The organism is Dactylosporangium sp. McL0621, assembly GCF_049995355.1.
Classification (GTDB): Bacteria; Actinomycetota; Actinomycetes; order Mycobacteriales; family Micromonosporaceae; genus Dactylosporangium.
Genome location: NZ_CP188259.1, coordinates 11,216,199 through 11,241,159, shown reverse-complemented (window position 1 = coordinate 11,241,159; position 24,961 = coordinate 11,216,199). Strand labels below are relative to the sequence as shown.

Below are 24,961 nucleotides of genomic sequence, written 5' to 3'. Positions count from 1 at the left end.
ACCGCGGCGCGGAGCGCTCGGGCTCGCCCGTTAATCTGGTGCGGCTCGACGCGGCGTAACCGTACCGTCGATGGTGACGTTTGACGGTTTGCCCGGGTACGACCAGTCCGGACATCACATAACCAGCCTTGCCGACAGCCAGTCGCCGTGAGGCCGAGGAGGAACCATGGCCGCAGATCGCATCGATTCCGTCGTCAGCCTCGCGAAGCGCCGCGGCTTTGTCTTCCCGTCGAGCGAGATCTACGGAGGCACGCGCTCGGCCTGGGACTACGGCCCGCTGGGCGTGGAGCTCAAGGAGAACGTGCGCCGGCAGTGGTGGCGCAACATGGTGCAGCAGCGCGACGACATCGTCGGCCTCGACTCCGCCGTGATCCTCGCCCGCGACGTCTGGGTCGCCTCCGGCCACGTCGACGCGTTCGTCGACCCGCTGACCGAGTGCGCCTCGTGCCACAAGCGCTTCCGGGCCGACCACCTCGAGGAGGCCTGGGTCGAGAAGAACGGCGCGGGCAAGCCGTTCGTGCTCGGCGAGATCAACTGCCCGAACTGCGGCAACAAGGGCACCTTCAGCGAGCCGCGGATGTTCAACGGCCTCATGAAGACCTACCTGGGCGCCGTGGAGAACGACGAGGGCCTGCACTACCTGCGCCCCGAGACCGCGCAGGGCATCTTCGTCAACTTCAACAACGTGGCGGGCGCGGCGCGCAAGAAGCCGCCGTTCGGCATCGCGCAGATCGGCAAGAGCTTCCGCAACGAGATCACCCCCGGCAACTTCATCTTCCGCACGCGCGAGTTCGAGCAGATGGAGATGGAGTTCTTCGTCGAGCCGGGCAGCGACGAGCAGTGGCACGAGTACTGGCTGCAGGAGCGCTGGAACTGGTACATCGGCCTGGGTATCTCCGAGGCGAACCTGCGCTTCTTCGAGCACCCGAAGGAGAAGCTCTCGCACTACTCGAAGCGCACGGTCGACATCGAGTACCGCTTCCGCTTCGGCGGCCAGGAGTTCTCCGAGCTCGAGGGCATCGCCAACCGCACCGACTTCGACCTCACCACCCACTCGAAGCACTCCGGCGTCGACCTGTCCTACTTCGACCAGGAGAAGAAGGAGCGGTGGGTGCCGTACGTCATCGAGCCCGCCGCCGGCCTCACCCGCGCGGTGCTGGCGTTCCTGCTCGAGGCCTACGACGAGGACGAGGCGCCGAACACCAGCGGCTCCGTCGACAAGCGCACGGTCATGCGCTTCGACAAGCGGCTCGCCCCGGTGAAGGCGGCCGTGCTGCCGCTGTCGCGCAACGCCGACCTCTCGCCCAAGGCCCGCGACCTGGCCGCCCAGCTGCGCAAGCGCTGGACGGTCGACTTCGACGACGCGCAGGGCATCGGCCGGCGGTACCGCCGCCAGGACGAGATCGGCACGCCGTACTGCCTCACGGTGGACTTCGACACCCTCACCGACAACGCGGTCACCGTGCGCGACCGCGACACGATGAGCCAGGAGCGGGTGTCGATCGACCAGGTCGAGACCTACCTGATCGAGCGCCTCCCGGGCTGCTAGGGGCTGTATCGAAGTGGATGGCCGGGCTGCGGCGGACTCAGACGCCGCCTGGAACCACCCCGATACAACCCCGGTATCGGGGCGCGCCCGGCGCGGCCCCAGCCGACGCCTGAGCCTCGCCTCGCTCCGGCCCCCACTTCGATACAGCCCCTAAAAGACGAACCCGCCGGGCCGGTCGTTCCTGTCGGCGACCAGCCCGGCGAGGGTCGCCAGGGCGATCTCGGCCGGGGTCCGGGAGCCGATGTTGAGCCCGATCGGCCGGTGCACGCGCGCGATGTCCGCCGCGGCCACGCCCAGCGCCTGCAGCGCCGCGATGTGCGGGCCCGTGTGCCGCGGGCTGCCCATCACGCCGATCCAGCGGGCCGGCGTCCGCAGCGCGTCGCGCAGCGCCGGGCCGAGCTCGGGCCGGTCGTGGTCGCACACCACCACGTCGGTGTTCGCGTCGATCGCCACCCCGTCGAGGCCGGGGTCCGCGAGGGCTACGCGGTAACCGAGCGTCGCCGCGAAGTGCAGCAGCTGGGTGGCGACCGGCGAGTCGAAGACCGCTACCACCGCCCGCCCGTCCGGGGCAAGGTCGACCGCCCCGTGGGCCAGTGCGCACGCCTGTGAGTCGAACATGGCCTCACGCTCCGAAGTGTTCGCCGCCGCTTCATGCCGACGGTACCAATCGAAGGGGTAGCCTCCTCGTCGTGACGGTGACCGAGGAGCGGCAGATCGAAGCACCCCCGCGACGAGGCTGGCGCCCCGGGTCGGTCGAGGTGCTCGCGGCCGTGCTCGTGCTCGTGGTGCTGCTGCGGGCCCCGATCACCCGCTCGCTGGCCACGCCGGCGCTGCAGACCTGGCTGACCGTGTTCGTCTCGGTGCTCACCCAGGCGATCCCGTTCCTGGTCTTCGGCGTCGTGCTCTCCGCGGTCATCGCCGTGTTCGTCCCGCCGTCGTTCTTCGCCAAAGCGCTGCCGTCACATCCCGTGCTGGCGGTACCGACGGCATCGATCGCCGGCGTCGTGCTGCCCGGCTGCGAGTGCGCGTCCGTGCCCGTGGCCGGCGCGCTCGTGCGCCGCGGGGTCACCCCGGCCGCCGCCTTCGCGTTCCTGCTCGCCTCGCCCGCCGTCAACCCCGTCGTGCTGGTCTCCACCGCCGTCGCCTTCCCGGGCCAGCCGCAGATGGTGGTGGGCCGGGCCGTGGCCAGCCTCGTGGTCGCCTGCCTCATGGGCTGGCTGTGGCAGGCGTTCGGCAAGGGCAGCTGGCTGCGGATGCCGTCGCGCGCGCACCTGGACGGGATGGGGAAGTGGCCGGCGTTCTGGGCCTCGGTGCGCCACGACGTGCTGCACGCCGGCGGGTTCCTGGTCATCGGGGCCGCGTCGGCCGCCGTCATCGCCGTCGTGGTGCCCAAGTCCTGGCTGGAGCACGTCGCCGCCAACCCGGTCCTGGCGATCGTGACGCTGGGCCTGCTCGCCGTGCTGCTGTCGATCTGTTCCGAGGCCGACGCGTTCGTGGCCGCGTCGCTCACCCAGTTCTCGCTCACCGCCCGGCTGGCGTTCCTCGTCGTCGGGCCGATGATCGACCTGAAGCTCTTCGCGATGCAGGCCGGCATCTTCGGCCGCCGGTTCGCGGTGCGTTTCGCGCCCGCCACGTTCGTCATGGCGATCCTCGTCTCCGCGATCCTGGGACCGGTGCTGTTGTGAACAAGCAGGCGCAGGCCGTCATCCTGCTGCTCGTGGGCGGGGCCGTGCTGCGGGCCTCGCTGTCCGGGCAGTACCTCAACTACGTCAAGCCGGGCCTGCAGCCGTACCTCGTCACCGCCGGCGCGATCCTCGTGCTCGCGGGCGCGTTCACCCTCTGGTACGAGCTGCGGGGCCACAAGGCCGACGCCGACGCCGACGACGACGGGCACGGCCACGCGCACGGCGGCCCCAAGGTCGCCTGGCTGCTGCTCGCCCCGGTGCTCGGGCTGCTGCTGTTCGCCCCGCCGGCGCTGGGCTCCTATGCGGCCGGGCGCTCCGGCTCGGCGGTGACCGCCCGCTCGGAGTACGCGCCGCTGCCCGCCGGCGACCCGCTCACCCTGACGATGCTCGACTACGCCTCGCGGGCCGTGTTCGACAAGGGCGTGTCGCTCGGCGAACGCCGCATCCAGCTCACCGGCTTCGCGATGCGCGGGCCGCAGGACCAGTGGCTGCTGGCCCGGATGATGGTCAGCTGCTGCGCGGCCGACGCCCGCCCGGTCAAGGTCGCGCTCGACGGCGAGCTGCCCGAGGGCCTCGCCGACCAGCAGTGGGTGCGCGTGACCGGCAAGTACAGCGGGCGCGAGATCACCGATGACGTCAACGGCGAGGCGATCCCGTTCATCTCGGTGTCGGACGTCACCTTGATCCCGGTGCCGCAAGAGCAGTACGAGTCGTAGATGGACTCCTCCCGTCCCGCCCTGCTGGTCCTCGTCCGCCACGCCGAGTCGGCGCGCAACCAGGCCAAGAAGGGCAGCGTGTACTTCGCCGACGACGCCGCCCGCCAGGTGGTGCGCGGCGTGCCGGACCATCTCATCGAGCTGACCGCCGACGGGCGCAAGCAGGCCGAGCAGACCGGGCACGCCGTCCGGGAGCGCTTCGGCGCCTTCGACTACGTCTTCACGAGCGGGTACGCGCGCACCGAGCAGACCGCCGAGGGCGTGCTGGCCGCGTACAGCACGGCGGAGCGCGCCCGGATGCGGGTCAAGGCCGATCTGTTCATCCGCGAGCGCGACCCCGGCTTCGCCTACGACATGACGACCGCGGAGGCCGAGGCGGCGTTCCCGTGGCTCAACGAGTACTGGCAGACCTTCGGCGGTTTCATGGCGCGCCCGCCCGGCGGGGAGAGCCTCGCCGACGTCGTCGGCCGCGTGCACACGTTCCTCGACGGGCTGCTGCGCGACCACGCCGGCCAGAAGGTCATGATCGTGACCCACGGCGGGACGCTGCGCTGCTTCCGGTTCCTGCTGGAGGGCTGGACCTACGCGCAGGCCCAGAAGTGGCCGCCGGGACAGTCCCCGGCCAACTGCGGGGTCACCACCTACCGGGACAACGGCGAGCACCTCGAGCTCGCCGACTACAACCGGGTCTACTGGACGGTGGGCTCGGCCGCCGACGGGATCTGAGACCGCAGGTCCGCGACCTCTTCCCGCAGCGCCCGGACCTCGGCGAGCACCTGCGCGATGTCGCTCTTCGTGGCGTCCTGGGTGTTGTCGTCCTTGACCGAGATCCGGTCCACGATCCAGGTGGCAAGCGAGCCCGTCACGAAACCGATGAGCCCGATCCCGCCCATCATGAGCCCGACCGCGACGAGCCGGCCGTCCGTCGTGACCGGGAAGTGGTCGCCGTACCCGACCGTCGTGATCGTCACGCACGCCCACCACACGGCCTCGCTGTAGCTGGTGATGTTCGCGTCCGCGTTGCCGCGCTCGGCGTCGAGCACGGCCAGCGCGGCGACGAAGATGAGCAGGATGCTCGTCGCGCCGACGTACAGCGCCAGGCGCCCGCGCGCCCAGGCCTCCGTGCGCCGGGTCAGCACCAGGACCGCGGTGAACAGCCGCAGGACGCGCAGCGGGCGCAGCACCGGCAGCAGCAGGACCGCCAGGTCGAACAGGTGCCCGCGCACGAACTGGACCCGGCGCACGTGCAGCAGGAACCGGACCGCGTAGTCCGCGACGAACAGTGTCCAGATCGCGATGTTCGCGGCCTCGCAGGCGTCGTGCCAGGCCCGGCCGAGGCCCGGGCGCAGGATCGGCACGGCGTACGCGACCAGGAACACCACCGCCAGCGCGGTGAGCGGCCCCGCGGTGCGCCGCTCCCAGGCATCGGCGCGCTGGTCACCGCGGATGTCCATGGCCACAGCATGCACCCTCGCGCCATGTTCCAAGGTCACGGTTCTGTGCCCGGGGGTGCTCCCGGCGGGCCACCCGAATGGCGTACCCTACGGCAGCAATCGATGAACGGGGACTGATGCTGATCACGCTGACGGTCCAGCCCGACGGCGGCCGGACGCGCCGGTCGGTGCGGGCGCGCATGCGGGGCAGTCTGCGCACGTGGAACCTCGCCGGCGGCGGCCTGGCGGTGGCCGGCCTCGGCGCGCTCGTCCTCGGCATCCCGATCGGCGCCGGCGTGCTGCTGCCCCCGGGACTGATCATCCTCGTGGGCCCGTGGCTGCTGACCCAGGCCGCGGCCAAGGCTCGCACCGGGGTGTACGCCGAGACCGCGACCTACGAGCTCAGCGACGACGGCGTGCGGGTCTTCACGCCGAGCCTGCGCACGGGGTACCTCTGGCCGGCCGTCGAGCGCGTCGAGGACAACGGCGAGTTCTGGATCGTCGTGGTCGGCGGCACCGGGATGCTCGTGGTGCCGTTCACCCTGCTGCCGGAGCCGGAGGAGCGCAAGATGCGCGACTTCCTGACGGAGCAGGGCCTGCTCGTACCCGTGTAGGCCGGCTTTCCTACGATTGCGGCATGCGTAAGGTGTTGATCATCGGAGTCGGTGCCGGTGACCCGGAGCACGTCACCGTTCAGGCGATCAACGCCATGAACGCCGTCGACGTGTTTTTCGTGCTCGACAAGGGCGAGGCGGCCGCGGAGCTGACCGAGGCGCGCAAGGCGCTCGTGGAGCGCTACGTCACCCGCCCCGGCTCCCGCACCGTCGTCATCGCCGACCCGCCCCGCGACCGGGCCGCGGCCGACTACACGGGCGCGGTCGAGGACTGGCGCGACGAGCGGGCCCGGCGGCTCGGCGCGGCGTTCGCGCACGAGCTCGGGCCGGACGGCGTCGGGGGCATCCTGGCCTGGGGCGACCCGGCGCTGTACGACGGCACCATCCGCGTGCTCGACGCCATCGGCGGGGTGGAGTACGAGGTCGTCCCGGGCATCAGCAGCGTGCAGATCCTGACCGCCCGGCACCGCGTCACGCTCAACCGCGTGGCCGGCCCCGTGCACATCACGACCGGGCGGCGGCTCGCGGCGCAGTGGCCGGCCGGGTGCGACGACGTCGTCGTGATGCTCGACGCCGGGCTTTCCTGCCGGCGGTACCGCGACGAGCCGATCGACATCTACTGGGGTGCGTACCTCGGCACGCCCGACGAGATCCTCCGCCACGGCCGGCTCGGCGAGGTGCTCGACGAGATCGAGGCCGTGCGGGCCGAGGCGCGGGCCCGAAAAGGCTGGATCATGGATACGTACCTGCTGCGGCGCCTACAGTCCTAGGTATGCATCAGCCGATCATGCCCGACGGGATGGCCCGGCCGGCGGCGCGCTACGCCCACGCCACGCTCGTCACCAACCCGGCCCGCTGGCTGCACCTCGCGGGCCAGGTCGGCATCGCCGCCGACGGGACCGTGCCCGACGGGGTCGCCGCGCAGGCGAAGGTCATCTGGCACAACATCGCCCTGGTGCTCGCCGAGGCGGACATGTCCGCCGACGACGTCGTGAGCATCACGACGTACGTGGTCGCGGGGGCCGCCGAGGACGGGCTCGCGCAGGCGATGGCCGAGCGCGACACCTTCATGTCGGGGCGGCTCGTGGCGAGCACGCTGCTGACCGTGCCCGCCCTGGTCCGCCCCGAGTGGCTTATCGAGATCGTGGTCGTGGCCGCGGCCTAGAGCGCGGCGCGGCCCAGCACCCACGGCTCGGTCTGGCTGATGAAGTCGGCCGGGAAGCCGGCCTTGAACCCGGTGGCGGCCTCGAGCCGGCCGGACATCTCGGGCGTGAGCTCGATCTGGGTGCAACGCAGGTTGTCGAGGAGCTGGGCCTCCGTCCGGGCGCCGAGCATGGGCAGCACATCGGGCCGCTGCCGTACCCAGGCCAGGGCCACCTGGGCCGGGGATGCGCCGAGCTCGCCGGCGACCTCGCGGACCGTGCGGGCGACGTTGAGGTCGTGCTCGCTGATGTCGGCCCGGTTGAGACGGCCCTCTTCGGACAGGTCGTACTTGCCGGTCAGGACGCCGCCGCCCAGCGGGCTCCACGCCGTCACCGACAGGCCGAACGCGTCCGCCATCGGCAGGAGCTCGCGCTCGGCGTCGCGGTTCACCAGGCTGTACGGCACCTGGAGGCCGGCGAACGGGGTCCAGCCGCGCCACTCGGCGAGCGTGTTCGCGCGGGCCACGAGCCAGGCGGGGGCGTCGGAGATCCCGAGGTACAGCACCTTGCCCGCCGCCACCGCGTCGTCGAGGGCGCGCACGGTCTCCTCGATCGGCGTGTGCCGGTCCCAGATGTGCACCCAGTAGACGTCGACGTGGTCGGTGCGCAGGCGCCGCAGGCTCGTCTCCAGCGACAGCCGCAGGTTGCGCCGGTGGTTGCCGCCGCCGTTGGGGTCGGTGGCGTCGCGCGTGACCGTGTACTTCGTGGAGAGCACGAACCGATCGCGCCGGCCCTGCAGCAGCTCGCCGAGGATCTCCTCGCTGGCGCCGCCCCGGTAGTTGATCGCGGTGTCGACCATGTTGCCGCCCGCGTCCGCGTACGCGTCGAGGATCTTCCGGCACTCCTCGATCGGGGCGCCGACGCCGCCCTGCTCACCGAAGGTCATCGCGCCGAGCACGAGCTCGGAGACGCGCAGGCCGGTGCGTCCGAATGTGCGGTACTTCATGCTCATGCGAACATCGCCGCCACGTGCCGCGCGATCTCGTCCGGTTCGACGTCGCGAAGGTGCTGGTCGATCGCCCAGCGGTGTCCGGACGGGTCCAGGAACTGCGCGGTGCGCTCACCCCAGAACGCGTCGTGCGGCGCCTCGAACGGCGTGGCGCCCGCGGCCAGCGCCGCCGCCCAGACGGCGTCGACGTCCTCGACGCGCACGTGGTACGCGGCCCTGCTCTGCATGGCGGCGCCGGCGACGGCCACCACCGTGTCGCCGACCCGCAGCTCGACGGTGAGCGGGCGGCCGTCGGGCCGGTCGACCCGGCTCGTCTCCCGGGCGCCGAGGACCTCGGCGTACCAGGCGGCGGCCGCGGCGGCATCGTCCACCACGAGATGGACGGCAATCTGTGTCATGCCTCGACCATACAAGCTGTCTGGTCACACTGTCCAGACATCGCATACGGTACCGTGGGAGCCGTGAACGCCCGTCGTGACGAGCCCTCGGCCGCCGAACTGCGCGAACGCGTCCTCGACGCGCTGCGGGCGCAGCTGGACGAGCGCACCTTCGACTCCCTCAGCGTGGCCGAGATCATCGCCGCCGCCGGGGTGTCCCGGGCGAGCTTCTACTTCTACTTCCCGTCCAAGCAGGCGGCGCTGGCCGAGCTGGTCCGCCGCGCGGTGGGCGCGGGCCACGAGGCCGCCGAGCCGTGGCTCTCCGGCGCGCCGGACCCGCGGGCGGCGCTGCGCCACGGCATCGCGGCCGGGGCCGACCTGTGGCTGGCGAACGCCGGGGTGCTGCGCGCGATCGTGGAGAGCTGGGGCTCCGACCCCCTGCTGCGCGAGCTGTGGCTGGGGCAGATGGCCACGTTCACCGCCGCCACCCTGGAGCGCATCGCGGACGACCCGGCCCTGGAGGGCGTCGACGTCCCGGCCCTGGCGGCGTCCCTGACCTGGCTGGGGGAGCGGGTGTACTACCTGGCCGCCTGCGGCGTCGCGCCGTTCGACGACCGCGAGGTGCTTGTCGACACCCTGACCCACCTGTGGACGCGGGCGTTGGGCGTTCCCTGAGGGCGGGGTGGAACTATCCGGGCCCGCCCGGCGACAATCCAACCGTGGAGTGTGAGCGGTACCGCGAGGCGCTGTCGGCCCGGCTCGACGGCGAGGACGAGCCGATCGAGCCGGCGCTGGTCGACGCCCACCTGGCGGGCTGCCCGGCCTGCCGCCAGTGGGAGCGCTCGGCCCAGGCCGTGACGCGCCTGGTGCGGCTGCAGCCGATGCCCGGCACCCCGCCGCCGGTGCCGACCCTCCTGGCCGGCTTCAAGCCCCGCCGCCGCCTGATCCTCCTGCTGCGGGTCCTGCTGGGCCTCTTCGGCCTGGCCCAGTTCATGCTGGGCATCGCGCAGGCCGCGAGCGCCGCCACCGCCAACCACCTCCACGACTCCGGCCACGTCTTCCACGAGTCGGCGGCCTGGAACGTGGCCATCGGCGCCGGCTTCGCCTGGATCGCCACGCGCCGGGCGACCCCCGCGGGCGCGCTGCCGATGCTCACCGCGTTCGTGGCCCTGCTGGCGCTGCTGAGCACGAGCGACCTGCTCAACGGCACCGTCGAGACGACCCGCCTGATCTCCCACGGGTTCGTGCTGGCCGGCTACGGGATCGTCCTGGCCCTGTCCCGCCCGGCGCTGGACCCGGGCCGCCCGCCGGCGAACCGCCAGGGGCCGCCGTGGCGGTGGCGCCGCCCCGCGGCTCTCGACGAGGAGCCCCCGGCCCCGGCGCCGGGCCCGTCGCGGCTGCGCCTGATCCAGGGCCAGGCGCGCGTCGCCGACCCCGCGCCCCAGCACCGCCGGGCCGCCTAGGGGCTGTATCGAAGTGGGGGTCGGAGCGAGGCAAGGCTCAGGCGTCGGCTGGGGCCGCGCCGGGCGCGCCCCGATACCGGGGTTGTATCGGGGTGTGACCGGGGTGGTTCCAGCCGACGCCTGAGTCCGCCGCAGCCCGGCCATCCACTTCGATACAGCCCCTTGGGATCCCCTACGGCAGCTGGTCGAGGGTGGTGATGACCGTCCCGGACGCCGCTGCCGCACTCCGGTCGAGGGTCAGCCCCTGGAAGCCGAGCGCCCGCGCGGCCGCCACGAGCGCGGGGTCGTCGTCGATGAAGAGGCACTCGTGCGGCTCGAGGCCGAGCAGCCGGCGGCCCTCGGCGTACATGCGCGGGTCCGGCTTGTTGCACCCGAGGACCTCGGAGATCGCGAAGCCCCGGAAGTACCGGGCGAGGTCCAGCGACTCGAAGATGCGCACGAGCCCGGCCCACGAGTCGGAGACCACGCTCATGCGCACGCCCTCGGCCTGCAGCCGGTCGAGGGTGCGCCGCACGTCGGGGAACACCTCGACGACCGGCCCCGCCGCGGGCGCCTCGAGCTCGTCGAGCAGCCGCGCCGAGGGCTCCCCGATGCCGAGCGCGGCGAGCATCACCCGGTGGTACTCGACCCGCTCGGGCGTAGTGGGGCTCTCGTCGAGAAACCGCTGCCCGGCCGCGATCGCGCCGTCGAACGACCCGGCCCCCGGATGGTGGGCGAGCACGATGACCTCGAAGTCGTACCGCGGGTTCCACCGCCCGCCGACCGGCCCGATCAGCACCCCGCCCGCGTCGAACATCACGCCCCGTGCCCGCATGCGGCCAGGCTATCGACACATCACGATCAGCGGGAACCCGCCGCAGCACCCGGCGACGACGGCGACGACGACCGCCGCGACGGCCCGCACGCCGCGGGCGGGGGAGCGCCGCGCCGGCGGCAGGACCTGCTCGACGAGCACCGCGCCGATCCAGACGACGACGAGCAGCGGCAGGTAGACGTCCCACCGCTCGTCCCGGAACGCGCTCGCGTTGCCGTTGGCGCCCCAGTTCGGGCACTGGTGCTTGTCGGTGATCGGGTCGAGGTACAAGACCAGCAGCACCAGGCCGGCCAGCCCGGCGAGACAGGCCCACAGGCCCCGGAGTCGCTCCATTCGGGCGAGCGTAGCGACGGGTTGTGGAGAGCCTGTGGGCCGCGGGTGAAGATCGTCAGTCGAGGAGCTTGTCCAGCGGGACGTCCGGGTCCGCGAGCTTCGCCAGGTCGACGGCGGTGCCCTTGTGGCCCGCGCGGACCAGGGCCTGGATCGGCTCGGTCACGTCCCAGACGTTGGCGTTCATCCCCGCCAGCACGCGGCCGTCCTTCGTCCAGAAGGCGATGAACTCCGGGGCCTTGCCGCCGGCGATCGACGGGTCGCCGCGGAACACCACGCGGTCGTAGCCGTCCCGGGCCGCGTACCCGCTGTACTCCATGCCGAGGTCGTACTGGTCCGAGAAGAAGTACGGCACCCGGTCGTAGGTGACCTCCTCGCCCAGCAGGGCCTTGCCCGCCGCCTTGCCGCCGTTGAGGGCGTTCGCCCAGTGCTCCACCCGCACCCGCCGCCCCAGCAGCGGGTGGTCCAGGTTCACCACGTCGCCGGCGGCGTACACGTCGGCGGCCGAGGTGCGCAGGCCCGCGTCGACCAGGATGCCGTTGTCGACCGCCAGGCCGCCGTCGACGGCGAGCTCGGTGTTGGGCTGGATGCCGATGCCGACCACGGCGACGTCGGCCGGGATCTCGGTACCGTCGTCGAGCACGACGGACGACAGGGTGCCGGAGCCCTTGAAGGAGGCGACCTTCGACCCGAAGCGGAAGGTCACGCCGTGGGCCTCGTGCAACTCGCGGTACACCCGCGCCACCTCGTCGCCGAGGACCGCCTGCAGCGGCAGGTCGGCCAGCTCGACCACTGTCACGTTGGCGCCGTGGTGGCGGGCCGCGGCCGCGGTCTCCAGGCCGATCCAGCCGGCCCCGACGATGACGACGTCGGTCGCGGTGCGCAGGTGCTCCAGCAGCGCGTCGGACTCGTCGACGGTGCGCAGGTAGCGCACGCCGTTGAGCGTGGCCCCGGGGACGTCCAGCATCCGCACGCGCGAGCCGGTGGCCAGCAGGAGCCGGTCGTAGTGCAGCTCATCGACGCCGTCGAGGGTGACGGTGCGGGCGGCCGGGTCCAGGTGGGTGACGCGGGTGGCGAGGCGCAGGTCGACGTCGTGCTCGGCGTACCAGCCGGGCTCGTGGACGAACGCCTTCTCGCGCGCGCCTTCCTTGCCGTGCAGGTGGTCCTTGGACAGCGGGGGGCGCTCGTAGGGGCGCTCGGTCTCCTCGCCGATCAGGATGATCTTGCCGGTGAAGCCGTCGGCGCGCAGCGTCTCCGCCGCCTTCGCGCCGGTGAGGCTCGCCCCGACAATCACAAACGTGCGCTCATCAGCCATGGTGTAAGCCTGTCACGAACCGGCCACGCGCGCGTGCCACGCCACGGCGGGTCCAGCCGCCTACGATCCCGTGCCCGGCAAGCGGGCCGCCTGGCAAGCGGGCCGCCTGGCAAGCGGGCCGCCTGGCAAGCGGGCCGCCTGGCAAGCGGGCCGCCTGGCAAGCGGGCCGCCCGGCAAGCGGGCCGCCCGGCAAGCGGGCCGCCCGTCAGGCGTGCGTCCCGGTCAGCCGAGCGTGCCAGGCCAGGGCCGACTGGTCGGTCAGGCTCGCCACCTGGTCGATCACCACCCGGAGGCGGGCCGCGTCGTCCGGCGCCGCCCGCCACATCGGCGCGAAGACCGGGTCGAGGCCCTCGGGCGCCCGCTCCAGGAGCCGGGCCACGAGCGACTGCAGGATCGCCACCTCGTCGGCGTAGCGCTGCGCGGACCCCGGCCGGCGCATGACGTACCGCAGCGCGATCCCCTTGAGCAGGGCGCAGTGCGCGCGCACGAGCGGCGGCACGAGCAGGTCGGCGGCGTAGCGGCGCAGCGGGGCCGGGCCGTGGCGCTCCCGGGTCGCCGTGACCGCCGCGGCGGCGAAGCGGCCGGTGAGCAGGCTGGTCATGCGCTTGAGGGCGATCTGCGCGGCGTGGCTGCCGTCGTAGTCGTCGAGCGGCTCGAACACGGGGTCGGCGAGCAGCTCCAGCAGGATCGCCTCGAGGTCGGCGGCGGACTCGTGGGAGTACGCGGCGGCGACGTCGGCGCACAGGGCCGCGCGCTCGCCGGCGTCGACCCGCAGCGGGGCGAGGTGCACGTACCCGCCGTGGATGCCGTCCTCGAGGTCGTGCACGGAGTAGGCGACGTCGTCGGCCCAGTCCATCACCTGGGCCTCGAGGCAGCGGCCCGGGCCGGCCTCGGCGCGCAGCCAGGCGAAGACGGCGGCGTCGTCCGGGTACACCCCGAATTTGCGGTTGCCCGGAGTGCGGAACCACGGGTACTTCGACACCGCGTCCAGCGCGGCCCGGGTCAGGTTGAGCCCGGCCTCCGGCACCTTGGCCTCGAGGCGGGTCAGCACCCGCAGCGTCTGCGCGTTGCCCTCGAAGCCCCCGCACGCCCCGGAGACGGCGTCGAGCGCGTCCTCGCCGTTGTGCCCGAACGGCGGGTGCCCGAGGTCGTGGGCGAGCCCGGCGGTGTCGACCACGTCGGGGTCGCAGCCGAGCCGGGCGCCCATCTCCCGGCCGATCTGGGCGACCTCCAGCGAGTGCGTCAGCCGGGTGCGCAGGAACGCGTCGGCGCCGGCCGTGTGGACCTGGGTCTTGGCCGCCAGCCGGCGGAAGCCCGCGGAGTGCAGCACGCGCGCGCGGTCGCGCTGGAAGGGTGTCCGGCCGTTGTCGGCGGACGTGGTGACCGAGTCTTTCTGGGGCTCCGGCACGAAACGCTGGACATCTGCGGTGGTCACGCTTCGAGCTTAGAAGAGTCCTCATCTCTGGGCGCCGGGATCGGTACCGGCGGCTCGGCCGGGGGTTCGCGGGCCGGCGGCTCGTTGAGCGCCTCCACCATCGGGGTCATCAGCACCTTGATCGCGGCGACGATCGGGATGGCCATGAGCGCGCCGACGACGCCGAGGATGGCGCCCCCGGTGAGCGCGGCGAGCAGGACCGCGACCGAAGACAGGTCGACGGTGTTGCGCAGCACGCGCGGCGCGATGAGGTAGTTCTCCAGCTGCTGGTACGCCACGAAGAACAGGACCACCACGACCGTCGACGTCACGTCGCCGGTGACCAGCGCGACGATGCAGCAGCCGGCCGCGCCGACGGTGGCGCCGATCATCGGGATCAGGTCGGTGAGCGCGACCCACACGGCCAGCGGCAGCGCGAAGGGCACCCCGAGGGCGATCAGGCACACGAACGACGACACGCCGGCGAAGAGGCTGATGATCAGGTTGCCGATCATGTAGCCGCCGACCTTGTCGACGACCACGTTCACCGCCTGCGCGGCGCGGGGCCGGCTCGACCGGGGCACCAGCCGGACCAGGCCGCGGCGGATGCGCGGCAGGTCGGCCATGAAGTAGATGGTGAGCACGGTGACCAGCAGGACGTTCACCAGCGCGCTGAAGATCCCGGTGACCACGCCGAGCGCGCCGCCGCCGACCTTGGCCGGCAGCGTCTTGGCCAGCTCGGTGAGCCGTTCGGTCAGCCCGTACCGGTCGGCGATCTCCCGGTAGGTCCGCGAGCGCTCCTGCAGCTCCTGCTGGTAGTGCGGGATGTTGGCGAGCAGGTCGCCGGCCTGCCCGACCAGGGGCGGCACCAGCGACCAGACGAAGCCGGCGAGCACCGCCAGCACCAGCACGCCGATGATGCCCACGGCGATCGAGCGCCGCACGCCGTGGCGGATCAGCAGCCGTACCGCGGGATCGAGGCTCACCGCCACGAACAGCGCGATGAGCACCTGGACCAGCACCTGGCGCACGGAGTAGACCGCGAACGCCCCCGCGGCCACCGTGAGCAGGCCCAGCCCCGCGGCGATGGCCAGCCGGTAGGTTTTTGTGAAGGTCATCGCTTCGGCCGGATGATGCAGAATTCGTTGCCCTCGGGGTCGGCGAGCACGACCCAGGCGTCATTCTGCTCAACGGCATCGACGTGCCGGGCACCCATGTTCACCAGCCGCTCCATTTCGGCGTCGAGGTCGTCGGGGCGAAGGTCGAGGTGAAGGCGGTTGCGGGCGCGCTCTTCATGGTGCTGGAGGGTGAAGACGATGCGGGGATGGCCGTCGGCGGCCGGGCCGATCACGACCTCGTGCGGGGCTACGCTCTCGACGCGGTGGTCGAGCACCTCGGCCCACCAACGGGCGAGGCGTTCCGGGTCGACGGCGTCCACGATCAGGGCGTACCAGCAACTCCCCATACACACCTCCGGTCGACGTGGGCACCCACCATACGCCGGGTGAACGGCCGTCGCAGCCGTGCGAAAAGCCGGGGGGGCCGGGCAGCTTAGTACCTTTCCGGACGCCTCAGGAGCCAAACGTGCGTATTGCAAAATTCAAAGGCTGATCAGCCAGACGAACGTGCCCGAAAGCACAGAGTAGTCGATCAATGAACGCGGGGTAACTTGCCCGGAGCGCATGGTTACGGGCCGGCGAACGGCCCCGCGCGTCCGCGATCAGCCAGTCAGGAGCAAGTGTTGCCTGCTATCGATGATTGTCTCCGCCGCGCCATGACCATCCGGGGTGCGATCGGGGCCAGCCTCATCGACTACACCACCGGCCAGACCCTCGGCCTCGAAGGCGGCCAGGAGAACGCCGCACCGCACGCCGACCCGACCGCCGCGGCCCTGGGCACGGCGAGCGTCATCCATGCCGCGATGCAGACCGCGGCCTACGCCCCGGCCGTTCCGGGGGACACGGTGGAGGACGTCATCATCAGCACATCGGCCGCGTACCACCTGATCCGGCCGGTACGCACCAGCTTCGACTCGCGACTGGTCCTCTACGTCTGGCTCGACCGCAACGAGGGCTACCTGGCCATGGCCCGCCGGCGCATCCGCGCGCTGGCCGACGACCTCGCGTGAACGCGGTCGCGGTAGGGGCGAAGGCGGGCGCCCCCGGCAAGCAGCCCCGGTTTCCCCGGGGTACCTCGCCCGCCAAGGCCCTCGGGCAGCTGGCCGTGCCGGTCCCGCGGCCGGGACTCGACCGGGTGCTGTTGTCCGGCCTGCAGTGGGAGATCGTCCTGCACGCGGACGGGCAGCGCACCCCGCAGGAGCTGGCGGGCCTGCTGGGGCGCTCGGCCTACGCCGTGACGCTGGACGTGCGTCGGCTCGCGGCGGCGGGGCTGGTCGTGCCGCCGCAGGAGCCCGACGAGAAGCCGCAAACAGCAAAAGCGGCGGCGGCGGTACCGCATGAGCCCGCCCCGGAACCGCCGGAGGAGTCGCTGCCGCAGCGCCTCCCCGGCACCTTCACGTTCGAGGAACCGGCCCCCGCCCCGGCGCGCCGGGAACTGCCGGCCGGAGTCAGCGCCCTGGCGGTGCTTCCGGGGGCGATCGACAAGGTGCCGGACGACTCGCTGCTGAAGCGGATCCGGGCGGCGCTGCAAGCGCTGCGGTAGGGCCGGCGCCCGCCGCGGCGGAAAGGAGGAGACGATTCGATGAGGACCGACGCGGAGCTACGCGGCGAGCTGCTCGCGGAGCTGGGCCGGCTGCGCAGGGCGGTACCGGAGATCACCGGGTGCCTGGTCGCCAGCACGGACGGCCTGCTCATCGCCGACGACGCCCAGGCGGTCATGGTCGAGGGCGTCGCGGCCCTGGCGGCGGCCTGCCTCGGCGTCAGCCAGCGCATCGCCGACAGTGCCGGTCACGAGGACTTTCAGGAGGTGCTCATCAGCAGCACGGGAGGGCACGTCGCGATGTACCTGGCCGGCCACGGCGCGGTGCTGCTGCTGCTCACCCGCGCCGACGCGAACGTGGCCCGGCTGCACCACGAGGCCCGGCGGGCCACCGCACTGGTGTCCCGGGTGATGGCCGACGCCGCGCTGAGCTTCGCGCAGTCCGTGCCGGAGCCGGCGGCATGGTGAGCCGCAACGGTGGACTGCACCGCAGATCCCGGCGAAGTACCGAATCTTCCCCCACTTCCCCCAGCCCAAAACTCTCGGAGGTAGCCATGGCGGACATGGAGACTGCACTCAAGGAACTCATGCAGATCGACGGCGCGGTCGGCGTTGCGCTCGTCGACTACAACAGCGGGATGGCGCTCGGCGTCCTCGGGGGGTCGAAGGACCTCGACCTGACCGTCGCCGCGGCCGGCAACACCGATGTGGTGCGGGCCAAGATGCGCACGATCGAGATGCTGAACATGAAGGACGGCATCGAGGACATCCTGATCACGCTGGCCAACCAGTACCACCTGATCCGCCCGGTGACCGGCCGGTCCGGCAAGGGCCTGTTCCTCTACCTGGCGCTCAACCGCCAGCGGGCGAACCTGGCGCTGGCCCGCCACACGCTGTCCCGCGTCGAGGACGACATGGAGGTCTGACCCCTCCACTGAGAAGAAGGCCGGGGCGCCGTTGCCCCGGCCTTCTCAGTGCTCACCGGGGACTCGAAACCCGGTGAACTTTCACCTGTGTCCGGCTCACATCAGCGGGAGTCGGACCCGGTGGTCTCGATGGCCGCGCGCCCGGCCTCCAGGCGGGCGACCGGCACGCGGAACGGCGAGCAGGACACGTAGTCCAGGCCGACCTCGTGGAAGAAGTGCACGGAGTCGGGGTCGCCGCCGTGCTCGCCGCAGACCCCGAAGTGCAGGTCGGGCCGGGCCGCCCGGCCCTCGTCGACCGCGATGCGGACCAGCCGGCCCACCCCGTCGCGGTCGATGGACTCGAACGGCGAGACGCCGAAGATGCCCAGCTCGAGGTACCGCCAGAAGAAGGCCCCTTCGACGTCGTCGCGGGAGAACCCCCAGCCCATCTGGGTCAGGTCGTTGGTGCCGAACGAGAAGAAGTCCGCGGCCTGGGCGATGTCGCCCGCGGTGAGCGCGGCCCGGGGCACCTCGATCATCGTGCCGATCTTCACCTCGACGTCGAACTCGCCGATGATCTTCTCGGCCTCGGCGCGGATCGTCTCCAGCTCCTGCACCGCGCCGACCAGCGGCACCATGATCTCCGGGTGGGAGTCCGGCACGGCCGCGGCCGCCTCGACGATCGCCCGGACCTGCATGGCGAAGAGGCCGGGGATGACCAGGCCGAGGCGCACGCCGCGCAGGCCCAGCATCGGGTTCTCCTCGTGCATGCGGCGCACGGCGTCGAGGAGGTCCTTGTCGCGCCCGGGGTCCTCGCCGCGCTCCTCGGCCACGGCGACCTTTACCGCGAGGTCCTCCAGGGGCGGGAGGAACTCGTGCAGGGGCGGGTCGATCAGCCGTACGGTCACCGGTAGTCCGGCCATCTCGCGGAACAGGTCGGTGAAGTCGTCGCGCTGCAGGGGGAGCAGCTCGGCCAGGGCGGCCTCGCGCTGTTCGGTGGTGCGGGCCAGGATGAGCCGTTCGACGAGGGCGCGGCGCTCGCCGAGGAACATGTGCTCGGTGCGGCACAGGCCGATGCCCTGCGCGCCGAAGCGCCGGGCCCGGGCCGCGTCCTCGCCGGTGTCGGCGTTGGTGCGCACCCGCAGCCGGCGGCGCTCGTCGGCGTGGGTGAGCAGGCGGTGCACCGCGGAGACCAGCGCGTCGGCCCGGGGGTCGAGGGTGCCCTCGAAGTACTGCACCACGGGCGAGGGCTGCACGGGCACCTCGCCGACGTAGACGCGGCCGGTCGTACCGTCGACGGAGATGACGTCGCCCTCCGAGACCACGTGACCGTCCACCGTGAACTGTCCCTTGTGGAGGTTCACGTCGAGCTGGTCGGCCCCGCACACGCACGTCTTGCCCATGCCGCGGGCCACGACAGCGGCGTGCGAGGTCTTGCCGCCCCGGCTGGTGAGGATGCCCTGGGCGGCGATCATGCCGGGCAGGTCGTCGGGGTTGGTCTCCCGGCGCACCAGGATGACCTGCTCACCCTCCTTGGCCAGGGCCACCGCGTGCTGGGCGTCGAAGACCGCCTTGCCCACGGCCGCGCCCGGCGACGCGCCGACGCCGCGGGTGAGCTGCTCCGGCGCCCCGGACAGGTCGAACGTCGGGAACATCAGCTGGGCCAGCTGCGCGCCGGTGACCCGCTGCACGGCCTCGTCGAGGTCGATGACGCCCTCGTCGACGAGGTGCGTGGCGATCACGAACGCGGCGGCCGCGGTGCGCTTGCCGACGCGGGTCTGCAGCATCCAGAGCTTGCCGCGCTCGATGGTGAACTCGATGTCGCACAGGTCCTTGTAGTGCTCCTCGAGCGTGGACATGATCGACATCAGCTCGTCGTAGCTGGCCTTGTCGCGCTGCTCGAGGTCCTGCAGCGGCATGGTGTTGCGGATGCCGGCCACGACGTCCTCGCCCTGGGCGTTGGCGAGGTAGTCGCCGTACACGCCGCGCTCGCCGGTGGCCGGGTCGCGGGTGAAAGCGACGCCGGTGCCGGAGTCGGCGCCGAGGTTGCCGAAGACCATGGCGACCACGTTCACGGCGGTGCCGAGGTCCGAGGGGATGCGCTCCTGGCGGCGGTACAGCACCGCGCGGTCGGCGTTCCAGGACCGGAACACGGCGCCGACGGCGAGGTCGAGCTGCTCGCGCGGGTCCTGCGGGAAGTCGCGCCCGGTGTGCGCGCGGAAGATCTGCTTGTACGCCCCGACGAGCTCCCTGAGGTGCCCGGCCGCGAGCCCGACGTCGTCGCGGGTGCCGGCGCGGTGCTTGGCGTCGTCCAGCGCGTGCTCGAACTCCTCGCCCGGCACGTCGCAGACGGTCTTGCCGAACATCTGGATGAGCCGGCGGTAGGAGTCCCAGGCGAAGCGCTCGTCGCCGCCCGCCTGCCCGGCCAGCCCGGCGACGCTGTCGTCGGTCAGCCCCACGTTGAGGACGGTCTCCATCATGCCGGGCATGGAGAACTTGGCGCCCGAGCGCACCGACACCAGCAACGGGTCGGCGGGCTCGCCGAGGCGGCGGCCCATCTTCTGCTCGAGGGCGGCGAGGTGCTCGGAGATCTCGTCCCGGCCGGGCATCTCGCCGGTCTCCAGGAACGCGCGGCAGGCATCGGTGGTGATCGTGAAGCCGGGCGGCACCGGCAGCCCCAGGTTGGTCATCTCGGCCAGGTTGGCGCCTTTGCCCCCGAGCAGGTCCTTGAGGTCCCGGTTGCCCTCTTCGAAGTCGTACACGAACTTCTGCACAACGCCTCCATACCCACTGAGCCCTCGTTTAGGTCCTGGGTGTGCGGGCCACCGTAAGTCGTGTTTCCGGTTCGCGGCCATGCCGGGTGACAAGTCTGACAAGAAACGGCACACCCTTCGATTCGCACTGCATTTGGGAGCGGTCCCACGAGCAGAAACACGCATCGGCACCCTTGAGAGCGCTCTCTTTTCGCTGTTTCGGGTCGATGCATTTTTATGTTTCGGCGACGCCGTTTCCGCGCACTTCCGCGCTTTTCGCGTTTGGGCCGCACCGTGGGGACGTGGGACCATCGGTGGCGTGTTGCAGCTCGGACCTCACACCGTCGACCCGCCCGTCGTGCTCGCCCCCATGGCGGGCATCACCAACGTGGCCTTCCGCCGGCTGTGCCGCGAACAGGGCGCGGGCCTCTACGTGTGCGAGATGATCACGACCCGGGCCCTGGTCGAGCGCAACCCGAAGACCATGTCGATGATCCAGTTCGCCGAGGGCGAGCACCCGCGCAGCCTGCAGCTGTACGGCGTGGATCCGGCGACCATCCGCAAGGCCGTGGAAATGGTCGTCGACCAGAACCTGGCCGACCACATCGACATGAACTTCGGCTGCTCGGTCCCGAAGGTGACCCGCCGTGGCGGCGGCTCGGCCCTGCCGTGGAAACGCCGCCTGTTCTCCTCGATCGTCAACTCGGCCGTCTCGGCCGCCGCTCCCGCGGGCATTCCGGTAACCGTCAAAATGCGCATCGGCATCGACGACGATCACCGCACGATGCTTGACGCCGGCCGCATCGCCCAGGACGCGGGCGTCGCCTGGGTCGCCCTGCACGCCCGCACCGCCGCCCAGCGCTACTCGGGCGAGGCCGACTGGTCGGCGATCGCCGAACTGAAGTCCGCCCTGAACATCCCGGTCCTGGGCAACGGCGACATCTGGGAGGCGACGGACGCGCTGCGCATGATGTCCGCCACGGGGTGCGACGGCGTCGTCATCGGCCGCGGCTGCCTGGGCCGCCCCTGGCTCTTCGCCGACCTCGCCGCCGCCTTCGCCGGCTCGCCGGTGCGGACCCTGCCCACCCTGGGCGAGGTGGCCGCGCTCATGCACCGCCACGCGTCTCTGCTGGTCGACTGGTGGGGCCGCGAACGCGAGGGCGTCACGGACTTCCGCAAGCACGTGGCCTGGTACCTCAAGGGCTTCCCCGTTGGCGGCGAGCTCCGCGCGGCCATGGCGACGTCGTCGTCGCTGGACGAGCTCGGCGCGCTGCTGGGGCAGCTGGCGCCGGACGTGCCCTTTCCGCGCGAGATCCTCGGCCAGCCCCGGGGGCGCACCGGCACGCCGGCGAAGGTCGTCCTGCCGCAGAACTGGCTCGAGGACCGCGACACCGACGAGGTCCCGGAAGGCGCCGAACTCGACGACTCCGGCGGCTGAGCGCCTACGGGTCGCGGCGCAGGGCGGCGGTCAGTGTGCGGAGCATCAGTACCGCGCTCAGCACCAGAAGGTTGTACCCGAACAGCTGGAAGAGGCCGAGCCCCGCCGACACCGACGGCCCGCCCTTGATACCCAGCAGCAGTACCGCCATGACTCCCGTTACCGCGCCCAGGAAGGCGAGGGTCACCTGCCGCACGAGGCCCGACACGTAGCGCCGCTCGCGTTCGTCGGCGAAGAGGCGTACGCCGACGCTGAGGCGGCCCTGTTCCACCGCGCTGGTGATCCGGTCCACGCGCCTGGGCAGGCGGCGCAGGAGTGGTAGCAGCTTCAGGGCCTCGTCCGTGGCCGCCTGGCGTAGTGACGGGGGGCTGAACCGGTCCGTCATGCGGTTCGCCGCGAAGGTGCGCGCCTCGTTGATGATCTCGTACTCGGGGGCCAGGACCTTCAGGGTGCCCTCCAGCGTCGCGACTGCGCGGAACACTGCGGCCACCGCCGGGGGTACGCGTAGGCCGTGGGCGCCGAGGATGCGGAAGAGGTCCACGAACATGTCCAGCCGCGGCGGTACACCCGGGGAGAGGTGGCTCGCCATGAACTGGCCGAGCGCCCGTTCGAGGGTCTGCTCGTCGAGCTCCTCCGGGCGGTCCACGACCTCGAGCAGCGCGTCGCTGAGGCCGGCGCGGTCGCGGCGGTCGACGGCGATGAGGAGGTCCTGCAGCGCCACCTGCACGTTGGCGTCGATCCGGCCTACGGTGCCGAAGTCGAGCAGTGCGATCCGGCCGTCGTCGAGGACGAAGACGTTGCCCGGGTGGGGGTCGCAGTGGAAAATCCCGTCGATCATGATCTGTTCGAGCATGAACAAGAGCAGCTCGGTGGCTCGGGCGGCGCCTTCGGGCGGTACCACCGCAGCCCCTAACGGCTCGCCGGAGAGCCGTTCCATGACGAGCACCCGCGCGGTGGACAGCTCGGCGTCGATCCGCGGGACGACGACCGCGGGGGAGACGGCCTCGCGGGCCAGTGCGGTGCTGCGCACGGCCGCCGTGTTGGCCGCCTCGACGCGGAAGTCGAGCTCCTCGGTGAGCGCGTCGGCGAAGCCCTGCGCGAGGTCCTCGATGCCGATCGCGCGGGCCCAGCCCATCCGCTGGTGCAGGCCGTGCGCGAGGGAGGTGACGATGTCGAGGTCGCGCTCGACCAGCGGCCGGATGCCCGGGCGCTGGACCTTGACCACGACCTCGGCGCCCGAGCGCAGGGTCGCGCGGTGTACCTGGGCGATGGAGGCGGCCGCGATGGGCTCCTCGTCGAAGGCGGCGAAGATGGTCTCCGGCTCGGTGCCGAACTCCTCGACGAGGACCTCACGGATCTGCGGCCAGGGGACCGGCGGCACCTCGTGCTGCAGCTGGCCGAGCTCGGTGATGAACTCGGGCGGCAGTAGGTCGCGGCGGGTGGAGAGCACCTGGCCGAGCTTGATGAAGGTGACTCCGCCCTCCTCCAGCGCGAGCCGCAGGTGCCGGGCGAGGCGGGCCCGGCCGCGACCGGCGACGCGGGGGCGGCGGCTGCGGAAGTACGGCCCGAGCCCGTGCCGCATGCCGATGGCCGCGATCTGCGTGTAGCGCCGCGACCGGGCGAGTCGTCGCCTCAGGCTCCGGACCCAGCTCACGGGCGTGCCTCCGGGCGGCACCACGAGCTCGGCGAGCATCAGGAAGGCCATCGTGACGAGCAGCGCGGCCCCGATGACCACGGTGAGCAGGAACGGGTGGCGCTCGACGCCGCCCACCCCGCGGGCCACGACGCCGGCCGTGAACAGCGCGACGAAGCAGGCCGCCGCGGTGCGGACGATGCCGATCCGGAGGCCGAGCAGCCGCCGGGCGCCGACCACGATCAGGCCGATCACCAGCAAGAGCGCGAGCGTGCCGAAGATGGCGAAGGGGAGCATGGTCGTGATCGTTCCAGAGCGCGTTGCTTCGCGTGGCCCGAAAGGTGCTCGAAACTTTCGATACCGGAGGCCCGGAACTGCTGCTTACACGCAGGATGCGGTCGGGTCATAGTGGGTCTGACGTGGGCTCCATCGGTCGGACGGTCCGCGTAATCTCCGGAAGTCTTCCGATAATTCTTGCCAGCCGGGCAATCTCGTGCTCATAATTTCGCTAGCTCGCGTTCGACGGTCATCGATCCAGGGTTCGCCCGCCCGCGACCCGGATGTCCCGGCCGCCGAGCGCATGGCCCGGCCGGTCCGTGCCTGGTGCGCGTCGATGCGCCCCGCATCGCCGGTCGAGCCGTCCGCCCGCCCCTCCGAGGAGGAAGCAATCCATGAACGACACCCCCGCGCACCCGACCGGTCACAGGCGCCGCCGCACACGGCTGCTCATCAGCGTGGCCAGCGCCGTGGTCCTGGCCGCGGCGTCGCTGACGGTCGCCGGCACCGCGCACGCCGAGGCCGACCGGACCGTCACCTCGAACACGACCGGTACCCACAACGGCTACTTCTTCTCGTACTGGAAAGACAGCGGCAACGTCACCATGAACCTGGGCGCCGGGGGCAGCTACAGCGTCCAGATGAACGGCATCAACAACTCCGTGGTCGGCAAGGGCTGGAACCCCGGCTCCACGTCCCACACGGTGAACTACTCCGGATCCTTCAACTGCGGCGGCAACTGCTACCTCGCCCTGTACGGCTGGATGACGAACCCGCTCGTCGAGTACTACATCGTCGAGAACTTCGGCTCGTACAACCCCAGCAGCGGGGCCACCCGGCTCGGGTCGGTCACCAGCGACGGCAGCACCTATGACCTGTACCGCACCCAGCGCGTCAACCAGCCCTCGATCCAGGGCAACGCGACGTTCTACCAGTACTGGAGCGTCCGGCAGCAGCACCGTACCGGCGGCACGATCAACGTGGCGAACCACTTCAACGCGTGGCGGCAGGCCGGCCTGACGCTCGGCAGCCCGAACTACCAGATCATGGCCACCGAGGGCTACCAGAGCAACGTGAGCTCCAACATCACCGTCAGCGAGGGCTCCGGCGGGGGCGGCAACACCGGCGGCCCGACCGGCGGACCCACCACCGGCGGCGGCGGGGGCGGCGGCTGTACGGCGACGCTGTCCGCGGGCCAGAAGTGGGGCGACCGGTACAACCTCAACGTCGCGGTGTCCGGGTCCAGCAACTGGACCGTGACGATGAACGTCCCGTCGCCGGCGACGATCAGCTCGACCTGGAACGTCAACGCGACCTGGCCGAGCCAGTACGTGATGGTCGGCAAACCCAACGGCAGCGGCAACAACTTCGGCGTCACGATCATGGCCAACGGGCAATGGACGTGGCCGTCGGTCTCCTGCAGTTCCGGGTGACGCC

At 71.8% G+C, this 24,961-nt stretch carries 27 protein-coding genes; 15 read left to right on the top strand and 12 right to left on the bottom strand.

What is annotated here, in order from left to right; translation table 11 throughout:
- The first annotated feature begins 166 nt into the window (after nt 1-166).
- On the top strand, nt 167-1,549 hold the full coding sequence (locus tag ACPPVO_RS53205; protein WP_426507048.1) for a glycine--tRNA ligase: 1,383 nt from the start codon (nt 167-169) through the stop codon (nt 1,547-1,549).
- 150 nt (nt 1,550-1,699) lie between these two features.
- Here the strand turns inward: ACPPVO_RS53205 and ACPPVO_RS53200 are convergent, their stop codons facing one another.
- Complete coding sequence (locus ACPPVO_RS53200) at nt 1,700-2,167, bottom strand: XdhC family protein (protein WP_426507047.1); 468 nt, start codon at nt 2,165-2,167, stop codon at nt 1,700-1,702.
- Between the two features lie 71 nt (nt 2,168-2,238).
- Here ACPPVO_RS53200 and ACPPVO_RS53195 point away from each other — a divergent pair, with 71 nt between their 5' ends.
- Genes ACPPVO_RS53195 through ACPPVO_RS53185 form a run of 3 tightly spaced genes read left to right on the top strand, consistent with a single transcriptional unit; the run spans nt 2,239 to nt 4,676 of the window.
- Nucleotides 2,239-3,234, top strand: coding sequence for a permease (locus tag ACPPVO_RS53195; RefSeq protein ID WP_426507046.1), 996 nt, complete (start codon nt 2,239-2,241; stop codon nt 3,232-3,234).
- Nucleotides 3,231-3,950 (top strand): TIGR03943 family putative permease subunit, encoded by a 720-nt coding sequence (locus ACPPVO_RS53190; protein ID WP_426507044.1) that lies wholly within the window; start codon nt 3,231-3,233, stop codon nt 3,948-3,950. The genes ACPPVO_RS53195 and ACPPVO_RS53190 overlap by 4 nt, the downstream gene beginning before the upstream one ends.
- A complete protein-coding gene (locus tag ACPPVO_RS53185; protein ID WP_360381837.1) occupies nt 3,951-4,676 on the top strand; it encodes a histidine phosphatase family protein in 726 nt (241 codons plus the stop codon).
- Here the strand turns inward: ACPPVO_RS53185 and ACPPVO_RS53180 are convergent.
- Nucleotides 4,640-5,404, bottom strand: a complete 765-nt coding sequence (locus ACPPVO_RS53180) for a potassium channel family protein (RefSeq protein WP_426507042.1) — start codon at nt 5,402-5,404, stop codon at nt 4,640-4,642. The two genes, ACPPVO_RS53185 and ACPPVO_RS53180, sit on opposite strands and share 37 nt — an antisense overlap.
- Nucleotides 5,405-5,520: 116 nt before the next feature.
- On the opposite strand from ACPPVO_RS53180, the gene ACPPVO_RS53175 reads away from it, so the two are divergent.
- From ACPPVO_RS53175 to ACPPVO_RS53165, 3 genes are read left to right on the top strand one after another with little or no spacing between them, the layout of a single operon-like run.
- Nucleotides 5,521-5,997 carry a YcxB family protein gene (locus tag ACPPVO_RS53175; RefSeq protein WP_426507040.1) on the top strand — a complete coding sequence of 159 codons (477 nt, stop codon included), beginning with the start codon at nt 5,521-5,523 and terminating at the stop codon, nt 5,995-5,997.
- Between the two features lie 23 nt (nt 5,998-6,020).
- Nucleotides 6,021-6,767 (top strand): precorrin-6A synthase (deacetylating), encoded by a 747-nt coding sequence (gene cobF / locus ACPPVO_RS53170; protein WP_426507038.1) that lies wholly within the window; start codon nt 6,021-6,023, stop codon nt 6,765-6,767.
- A gap of 2 nt (nt 6,768-6,769) precedes the next feature.
- The gene (locus tag ACPPVO_RS53165; RefSeq protein WP_426507036.1) at nt 6,770-7,162 is read left to right on the top strand and encodes a RidA family protein; all 393 of its coding nucleotides are present in this window, start codon (nt 6,770-6,772) and stop codon (nt 7,160-7,162) included.
- Here ACPPVO_RS53165 and ACPPVO_RS53160 read toward each other — a convergent pair.
- Nucleotides 7,159-8,151, bottom strand: a complete 993-nt coding sequence (locus ACPPVO_RS53160) for an aldo/keto reductase (RefSeq protein ID WP_426507034.1) — start codon at nt 8,149-8,151, stop codon at nt 7,159-7,161. The two genes, ACPPVO_RS53165 and ACPPVO_RS53160, sit on opposite strands and share 4 nt — an antisense overlap.
- Nucleotides 8,148-8,546, bottom strand: a complete 399-nt coding sequence (locus ACPPVO_RS53155; protein WP_426507033.1) for a VOC family protein — start codon at nt 8,544-8,546, stop codon at nt 8,148-8,150. Before ACPPVO_RS53155 ends, ACPPVO_RS53160 begins: the two co-directional genes overlap by 4 nt.
- A gap of 63 nt (nt 8,547-8,609) precedes the next feature.
- Between ACPPVO_RS53155 and ACPPVO_RS53150 the strand changes: the two genes are divergently transcribed.
- Entirely contained in the window at nt 8,610-9,200 is a 591-nt protein-coding gene (locus ACPPVO_RS53150) for a TetR/AcrR family transcriptional regulator (protein WP_426507032.1), read from the top strand.
- 44 nt (nt 9,201-9,244) lie between these two features.
- The gene (locus tag ACPPVO_RS53145) at nt 9,245-9,988 is read left to right on the top strand and encodes a zf-HC2 domain-containing protein (protein WP_426507030.1); all 744 of its coding nucleotides are present in this window, start codon (nt 9,245-9,247) and stop codon (nt 9,986-9,988) included.
- A 172-nt stretch (nt 9,989-10,160) separates the two neighbouring features.
- Here the strand turns inward: ACPPVO_RS53145 and ACPPVO_RS53140 are convergent, their stop codons facing one another.
- From ACPPVO_RS53140 to ACPPVO_RS53115, 6 genes are all read right to left on the bottom strand, one after another.
- Entirely contained in the window at nt 10,161-10,802 is a 642-nt protein-coding gene (locus tag ACPPVO_RS53140; RefSeq protein WP_426507028.1) for an HAD family hydrolase, read from the bottom strand.
- A gap of 9 nt (nt 10,803-10,811) precedes the next feature.
- Complete coding sequence (locus ACPPVO_RS53135; RefSeq protein WP_426507026.1) at nt 10,812-11,135, bottom strand: hypothetical protein; 324 nt, start codon at nt 11,133-11,135, stop codon at nt 10,812-10,814.
- 55 nt (nt 11,136-11,190) lie between these two features.
- Nucleotides 11,191-12,447, bottom strand: a complete 1,257-nt coding sequence (locus ACPPVO_RS53130) for an NAD(P)/FAD-dependent oxidoreductase (RefSeq protein WP_426507025.1) — start codon at nt 12,445-12,447, stop codon at nt 11,191-11,193.
- Nucleotides 12,448-12,652: 205 nt separating this feature from the next.
- Entirely contained in the window at nt 12,653-13,882 is a 1,230-nt protein-coding gene (locus ACPPVO_RS53125) for a deoxyguanosinetriphosphate triphosphohydrolase (protein ID WP_426507023.1), read from the bottom strand.
- Nucleotides 13,879-14,979: an AI-2E family transporter gene (locus ACPPVO_RS53120; protein ID WP_426507022.1), complete on the bottom strand. Its 1,101-nt coding sequence runs from the start codon at nt 14,977-14,979 to the stop codon at nt 13,879-13,881. Before ACPPVO_RS53120 ends, ACPPVO_RS53125 begins: the two co-directional genes overlap by 4 nt.
- Nucleotides 14,976-15,299 carry a VOC family protein gene (locus ACPPVO_RS53115; RefSeq protein ID WP_426507020.1) on the bottom strand — a complete coding sequence of 108 codons (324 nt, stop codon included), beginning with the start codon at nt 15,297-15,299 and terminating at the stop codon, nt 14,976-14,978. The genes ACPPVO_RS53120 and ACPPVO_RS53115 overlap by 4 nt, the downstream gene beginning before the upstream one ends.
- Before the next feature lie 336 nt (nt 15,300-15,635).
- On the opposite strand from ACPPVO_RS53115, the gene ACPPVO_RS53110 reads away from it, so the two are divergent.
- The 4 genes from ACPPVO_RS53110 (at nt 15,636) to ACPPVO_RS53095 (ending at nt 17,445) form a co-directional block, all read left to right on the top strand.
- Nucleotides 15,636-15,989 (top strand): hypothetical protein, encoded by a 354-nt coding sequence (locus ACPPVO_RS53110; RefSeq protein WP_426507018.1) that lies wholly within the window; start codon nt 15,636-15,638, stop codon nt 15,987-15,989.
- Nucleotides 15,986-16,522, top strand: a complete 537-nt coding sequence (locus ACPPVO_RS53105) for a hypothetical protein (protein ID WP_426507016.1) — start codon at nt 15,986-15,988, stop codon at nt 16,520-16,522. The genes ACPPVO_RS53110 and ACPPVO_RS53105 overlap by 4 nt, the downstream gene beginning before the upstream one ends.
- A gap of 39 nt (nt 16,523-16,561) precedes the next feature.
- Nucleotides 16,562-16,987 carry a roadblock/LC7 domain-containing protein gene (locus tag ACPPVO_RS53100; RefSeq protein ID WP_426507014.1) on the top strand — a complete coding sequence of 142 codons (426 nt, stop codon included), beginning with the start codon at nt 16,562-16,564 and terminating at the stop codon, nt 16,985-16,987.
- 86 nt (nt 16,988-17,073) lie between these two features.
- Nucleotides 17,074-17,445: a hypothetical protein gene (locus tag ACPPVO_RS53095; RefSeq protein ID WP_426507012.1), complete on the top strand. Its 372-nt coding sequence runs from the start codon at nt 17,074-17,076 to the stop codon at nt 17,443-17,445.
- A gap of 101 nt (nt 17,446-17,546) precedes the next feature.
- Here the strand turns inward: ACPPVO_RS53095 and ppdK are convergent, their stop codons facing one another.
- A complete protein-coding gene (gene ppdK, locus ACPPVO_RS53090) occupies nt 17,547-20,198 on the bottom strand; it encodes a pyruvate, phosphate dikinase (RefSeq protein WP_426507011.1) in 2,652 nt (883 codons plus the stop codon).
- A 349-nt stretch (nt 20,199-20,547) separates the two neighbouring features.
- On the opposite strand from ppdK, the gene dusB reads away from it, so the two are divergent.
- Complete coding sequence (gene dusB / locus ACPPVO_RS53085) at nt 20,548-21,615, top strand: tRNA dihydrouridine synthase DusB (RefSeq protein ID WP_426514863.1); 1,068 nt, start codon at nt 20,548-20,550, stop codon at nt 21,613-21,615.
- A gap of 4 nt (nt 21,616-21,619) precedes the next feature.
- Here the strand turns inward: dusB and ACPPVO_RS53080 are convergent, their stop codons facing one another.
- The gene (locus tag ACPPVO_RS53080) at nt 21,620-23,545 is read right to left on the bottom strand and encodes an ABC1 kinase family protein (protein ID WP_426507009.1); all 1,926 of its coding nucleotides are present in this window, start codon (nt 23,543-23,545) and stop codon (nt 21,620-21,622) included.
- 374 nt (nt 23,546-23,919) lie between these two features.
- Here ACPPVO_RS53080 and ACPPVO_RS53075 point away from each other — a divergent pair, with 374 nt between their 5' ends.
- The gene (locus ACPPVO_RS53075; RefSeq protein ID WP_426507007.1) at nt 23,920-24,957 is read left to right on the top strand and encodes a glycoside hydrolase family 11 protein; all 1,038 of its coding nucleotides are present in this window, start codon (nt 23,920-23,922) and stop codon (nt 24,955-24,957) included.
- The last annotated feature ends 4 nt before the right edge of the window (nt 24,958-24,961 follow it).